Source organism: Peptidiphaga sp. (assembly GCF_057238965.1).
Genome location: NZ_DBHHEV010000120.1, coordinates 1 through 5876, shown reverse-complemented (window position 1 = coordinate 5876; position 5876 = coordinate 1). Strand labels below are relative to the sequence as shown.

Here is a 5876-nt window from a genome sequence, read left to right as displayed (position 1 = left end):
AGCGGTACCGCTGAGAGACGCCCTTTGCGTCGATGAGCTTTCCGCCCACGGCGAGGCGCGTGAGGAAGGTCGAAGCCATCCCCGGGCGCCCCTTGTCGAGGAATTCTATGAGGGTGTTGTGGGTGCCCAAGGCGACGATGAGCTTTGCCCCCTTGTCGTCGGCCAGCAGCATCGCGACGTCTTCGGACGTTCCGGTGCACGGGAAGACGACGTGGTCCACCCCGAGCTCGTCCACGCGCTTGCTTCCGGGGGCGCGTCCGTCTCGGTAAGCGTGGACGACGATCTCCGCTCCGCAGGTGAGGGCCTTGTCCGAAACGGAGTCCATGTCGCCGACGACCATGTCGAGCTTGTACCCCTCTTCGAGTATCGCATCGGCTCCGCCGTCCACCCCGATCATGATGGGCCGGTATTCGCGAATGTAGGGGCGGAGGGCCGCGAGGTCCTCCTTGTATCTGTAGCCTCGGACGACGACGAGGACGTGGCGCCCCTCGAAGGAGGTTTTGACGTCGGGCACTCCGACGCCGTCGAAAATGAGGTCCTGCTCGCGCTCGACGTACTCCATCGTGTTCGTGGCGAAGGCTTTGAGCTGGACGTCCATGCCGGCCCTCGCGTCCTCCTGGTTGGCGGCGATCGTCTCCGCCGTCTGAACGGTTCCGGTCGCGACGAGCTCCTCCCCTGCGTACACCTCGCCGGTCTCCGTCACGCGCACGCGCGTGCCTTCGCCGATCTCCATGACGTCGGGCCCGCAGTCGTCGACCAGCGGCACCCCCGCCGCGTTGAGGATTCCCGGTCCGAGGTTGGGGTATCGCCCCGACGTCGATTTCGCCGCGTTGACGACGACGAGCGGGTTGCACGCCACGAGGGCCTCGGCGGAAACCCTGTCGATGTCCGAATGGTCGATGATCGCGACCTCGCCCGCCCGCAGACGCTTTGTCAGATTCTTCGTGCGCGGATCCACGCGCGCCTCGCCCGCATGGTCGTCGACCAGCGGGGCTTCCTTCTTCCGTCTGAATGGGAGTGCCACGGCTTTATCGTGCCACATCCGAACCGCCGCCGAGGAGTTCGGCAGCGTGGGCTCGAGCCGCATCGGTGTCGCTTCCCGAGAGCATCCGCGCCAATTCTCCGAGCCGCTCGTCACCGGCGACGATCGCAACGTCGGTTTTTGCCCCTGATTCGTCCTCTTCTTTGACGACGACGGCCTGCGTCGCCGCGTGGGCGGCCACCTGCGCCAAATGAGTGACAACGATCACTTGATGTTTTTCAGCGAGCTTGGCCAAGCGCCTGCCGACCGTTTGGGCCGCTCGGCCGCCCACTCCGGCGTCGACCTCGTCGAAAAGGAAGGTGCGGTCCGACTGCGCCGCCCGCTCCGCGAGGGACACCTCGACGGCGAGCATGACTCGCGAAAGCTCGCCGCCCGAGGCCGACGCGCCGATGGGCCGGAGCGGCGCCCCGGGATGCGAGGCCAAAAGGAATTCGACGACGTCTGCGCCGTGGGCCGCGGGCTGCCCCTCGGTCACGGCGATTTCAAACCGCGCGTTGGCCAGCGCGAGCTCGGTCAGCTCGTCGCTGACGAGGGCGCCGAGCCGGCCGGCCGCCTGCGAGCGGGCCTTGCGAAGAGCCGCCCCGGCGGCCTCCATGCTTTTGCGGGCGCGCTCGCACTCCTCTTCAAGACGTTTCCTCGCGCTCTCGGGGTCCTCGAGGTCGGCCAGGGCCGCGCGGGCCTCCTCGGCGGCCTCGATTGCCTCGTCGTTTTCCATGCCGAGTTCTCGCCGCAGCCCGGAAAGCTCCTGGCGCCGCGCATATATTTCGGCGAGCCTGGCCGGATCGGCCTCGGTGTCCGCCGCGGCCGAGGCGAGGGTGGCCGCGATGTCGCCGAGCTCGTCGCGAGCCGAACGAAGCCGCGCAAGAAGGTCGACGACGTCGCCTGTTTGCTCGAGGGCGCGCACGGCTGCGTCGATCTCCTCCAGGGCGGCCGAGTCGACCGTGTCCGATCCTGAGAGCCGCGCCGCGGCCTCCGACAGTCCCGCGAAGCGCGACTCCGTGTTCTCCAGCCTGAAGGCTTCCACTTTGAGGGCCTCGTCTTCGCCCGGGCGCGGGGAGACTTCCTCGACTTTCGCGGCCAAGGCCTGATATGCGAGGCGGCGGCGCGCGTTCTCGCGGGCGTTCTCGTCGAAGGAGCGGAGCCGCTCTTCGGCTTTCCCGTGGGCCGAGTACGCCTCGCCCCATTGCCGGAGCTTCTTTGCGACCGCCTCGCCTCCGAATGCGTCCAAGGCCTGTCGCTGCTGGCCCGCCGTGGCCAGACGCAGCTGGTCCGACTGCCCGTGGACGGTGACGAGGCTTTGGGCTATCGACCTCAAGACGGCTGTGGGCACGCGGCGTCCGCCGATGAACGCGCTCGATCGGCCGGAAGCCGGCACCTGCCGGGACACGACGATCTCGGCCTGCCCGCCGTCGACGTCGTAGGCCCCTCCGGCGTCGTCGATCGCCGCCAGAACCGGGGAATCGTCGGCGACCAGGAACGTCCCCTCGACCCGCGCAGCCTTGGCGCCGGTGCGGACGTGTCCGGGGTCAGGCTTTCCGCCCAAGATGAGCTGCAACGACGTGAGGGCCATCGTCTTTCCCGCGCCGGTCTCGCCGGTCAGGGCCGTGAGCCCCGCCGAAAGGTCGAGCCGGGCCTCGGCGATGACCCCGAGGTTCTCTATGGTCAGCGTCTCAATCACTGATGCCCTCCTGCTCAGCCACAGTTGCCTTCCTGCGCGGGGTCGCGCCATCCCCGCACCGGAAGTCTGAACTTCGTCACGAGCCTTCCCGAGAAGGGCGTGTCGTTGAGCCGGGCGAGGAGGACGGGATGCTCGCCCTTGACGGCGGTGATCGTCGAGCCTGCGGCGGCGCTCAGCTCTCGCCGTCCGTCGCACCACCCTCGCGCAGCCCCGTCGAGGACGCGCAGCTCCAGCTGCGAGTTCGGCCCCACAACGAGGGGACGGGTGAACAGGGCGTGCGCCGCAACGGGCGTGAGGACCATGCCTTCGACGTCGGGCCACACGATCGGCCCTCCTCCGGAAAAGTTGTAGGCCGTCGATCCCGTCGCGGTCGAGAAGAGGACGGTGTCGACCTTGAATGCCGAGATTTCGCGGCCGTCGACGCCGATGGACACTTCGAGCATCCGGAAATCGACGTCTTTTTCGATGGCGACTTCGTTGAGCGCCCAGTCCTTTTTCACCTTTCCGTCCGGGCCGACGATCGTGATGTCGATCGTCATTCGCGAATCGACGCCCCACGAACGCTCCGCGATCTGACGAACCACCTGCGGCGCATCGACGGGGTCGGCCTCCGAGAGAAAGCCGACGTGTCCGTAGTTGATTCCGAGTATCGGCACCCCTGCCGGCCGGCCGAGCTCTGCGGCGTGGAGGATCGTTCCGTCCCCTCCGAGAACGAGGATGAGCTCGCATTCGGCCACACTCTGCCTCGTCGGACTCGTTTCCGCCTCGAGTCCCGCCTCTTCGAGCAGACGCACGATTTTCGCCGACGATTCTGTGGCGGCGCCGCGCTTTCGGTGCGTGACAACGGCGATGCGTCGCGCCATTCAACTCCTCGCATTCTCTCCCGCAGGCCCTTGGGCTACGGCTTGCTCGATTGCTGCGTCCACGTTCGCGCACGAAGAATCGGCGTCGCCCGCCCGCATGTACAGGAAATACTCTACATTTCCAGCGGGACCGGGCAGCGGCGAAGGCGCGGCGCCCGCGACGGAAAGGCCGTTGGCCGCAGCGCAGTCTGCAACCTTGCGCATCGCCCAGGCGTGCAGGGACGTGTCGCGCACAACCCCTCCGTTTCCAAGCCGCTCCTTGCCCACCTCAAATTGGGGTTTGACCAAAAGGAGGAAGTCGGCGCGGGGGTCGGCCGCCCTCACGAGCGCCGGAATGACGAGCGTGAGCGATATGAACGACAGGTCGCCGACGACGAGGCCGGGCGCGGGGGCGACTAGCGCGGGATCCAAGGTGCGCACGTTCGTCCTTTCGACGACGGTGACTCTCGGGTCCTCCCGCAGCCGCCAGGCGATCTGCCCGTAACCGACGTCGACGGCGACGACGTGCGCCGCGCCCCGCCGCAAAAGAAGGTCCGTGAAGCCGCCTGTGGAAGCGCCGGCGTCCAGGCACCTGACGCCTTCTACCGCCGGGCCGCTCTCGCCGAGCAGATCGAGGGCGCCGATCAGCTTCCAGGCTCCCCGCGAAACGTAGTCCTCCCGCTCGCTTTCAACGACGAGCAACGGCTGGGCGGGGTCCATTTGCCGGGCGGCCTTTCGCACGGCCTCGCCGTCAAGGAGCACTTTCCCCGCCGCGATCAGTTCCCGAGCATGCTGCCGGGAAGGGGCGAGGTTGCGGCGCACCAACTCGGCATCAACTCTGATCAGCCGCCCCATGTTCCCTCCTTCACGCCTGAGCCGAGGAAAGGGTGCGCCTCAAGCCTTCAAGCACATTCTCGAGAGATTCGATCGTCTTGTCGACGTCGTTCCCGTCCGGGTCTCTTTCTTCCGCGCTTTCAAGCTCGCGCAAAGCTTCCTCGGGATCGAAAGGCGCTTGCGGAACGGGCGGCCGCGGAAAGGGCGAACTCAACGGACCACCTTGATTTCGCCGACCGCCGCGTCGAGGTCGGCCCCCGCGTCCGCGGCTTTCCAAGCGGCGTGCACGAGGGCGCGATATTCGTCGAGGTTCAGGGTTGGGCCCGCAGCCACGTCGATCTCTTTTTCGCCGAAGAGGCGGACCCCGCTCTCGGTCCAGCGGGCTTGGGCCGATCCGACCGTGACCGTTCCCGCCTTGGCGACGTCTCCGGAGTCGATGTCTTCCCCGTCGTCGATTCGCTCGTCTCCGGCCTGGCGACTGTGGTCGTCTCCGGTTTCGATGAGCACCTCGGGATACGGCTCGTTGAGCCCTCGCATGTCGTCGCAAAGGAAGGTCGGCCGAACCTCGGGCGGCGCCAGGCAGATATTGCGGGCACTGGCGAGGCCCGTGAGAACGTGAAGGCAGTCGATGCCTGCGCTGACGGCGCCCTTGATGTCCGTGTCGAGATTGTCGCCGATCGCGAGGGGCTTGCGAGAATCGAGCCCTCGGGCGGCGGCGAGGAAGATTTCCGGCTCGGGTTTGCCGCCCGAGATCGGTTTGACGCCGGTCGAAAGGGAAACTGCGCCGACGAGGGCGCCGTTGCCGACCATCAGCCCGCGCTCGCGCGGAATGACGAGATCCAGGTTCGTGGCGATGTAGAGCGCGCCCGCCCGGATGGCCAGGGCGGCCTCGGAAAGGTCGTGCCACGTCACGTCTTGGAAAAAGCCCTGAAGGACGGCGTCGGGGCCGTCGTCCGCGGAGCGCACGATTTTCAGCCCGCGTTCCTCGACGGCGCCGATAAGCCCTGCCCCGCCGATGACTAGGATTTTCGCCTCTTCTCCGCACCGCTTGGCGGCTATGTCCGCTCCCACCTGCGCGGAGGTCACCACGTCCGCCGCGACTGCTGGAAAGCCGAGGGACGCCAAGTGCCGGGCGACGTCGTCCGTTGTGCGCGAGGCGTTGTTCGTCACGTAGACGTGGCGCAAACCGCTAGCTACCGCGCGGGCGACTTCTTCGGGGGCGTGCTCAATGGCCTCGTTTCCGAGGTAGCAGACGCCGTCAAGGTCGAAGAGCCCGGCGTCGTACCGTTCCGCGAGGGTTTGATCCAGCGTGCTCACCGTACATCGCCGCCTTCGGAATCGATCTCGTTTTCGGGGCGCTCCTTGTCTTCCCGGCTCTCAATCGTTTCGAAGTGCTCCCCGTCCGGACTCCCTCCGGCTGCGGAGCGCCTTTCCGTTCCGGGATTCTCCGCCGCCTCGGGGACCTTCTCGGCCTCGCGTT

At 67.3% G+C, this 5876-nt stretch carries 6 protein-coding genes; all 6 read right to left on the bottom strand.

Going from position 1 to position 5876, the window contains the following annotated elements; all coding sequences use genetic code 11:
* The coding region (gene steA / locus ACO48X_RS10565) for a putative cytokinetic ring protein SteA (protein WP_485002047.1) at nucleotides 1-1024 on the bottom strand (1024 nt) is incomplete at its 3' end.
* A 4-nt stretch (nucleotides 1025-1028) separates the two neighbouring features.
* Entirely contained in the window at nucleotides 1029-2720 is a 1692-nt protein-coding gene (gene recN, locus ACO48X_RS10560) for a DNA repair protein RecN (RefSeq protein WP_485002046.1), read from the bottom strand.
* A 14-nt stretch (nucleotides 2721-2734) separates the two neighbouring features.
* Nucleotides 2735-3583, bottom strand: a complete 849-nt coding sequence (locus ACO48X_RS10555; RefSeq protein ID WP_485002045.1) for an NAD kinase — start codon at nucleotides 3581-3583, stop codon at nucleotides 2735-2737.
* Nucleotides 3584-4417 (bottom strand): TlyA family RNA methyltransferase, encoded by an 834-nt coding sequence (locus tag ACO48X_RS10550; RefSeq protein WP_485002044.1) that lies wholly within the window; start codon nucleotides 4415-4417, stop codon nucleotides 3584-3586.
* Nucleotides 4418-4427: 10 nt separating this feature from the next.
* Complete coding sequence (locus ACO48X_RS10545; protein ID WP_485002043.1) at nucleotides 4428-4610, bottom strand: hypothetical protein; 183 nt, start codon at nucleotides 4608-4610, stop codon at nucleotides 4428-4430.
* Nucleotides 4607-5713 (bottom strand): HAD-IIA family hydrolase, encoded by a 1107-nt coding sequence (locus ACO48X_RS10540; RefSeq protein WP_485002042.1) that lies wholly within the window; start codon nucleotides 5711-5713, stop codon nucleotides 4607-4609. The genes ACO48X_RS10545 and ACO48X_RS10540 overlap by 4 nt, the downstream gene beginning before the upstream one ends.
* Nucleotides 5714-5876: the final 163 nt, after the last annotated feature.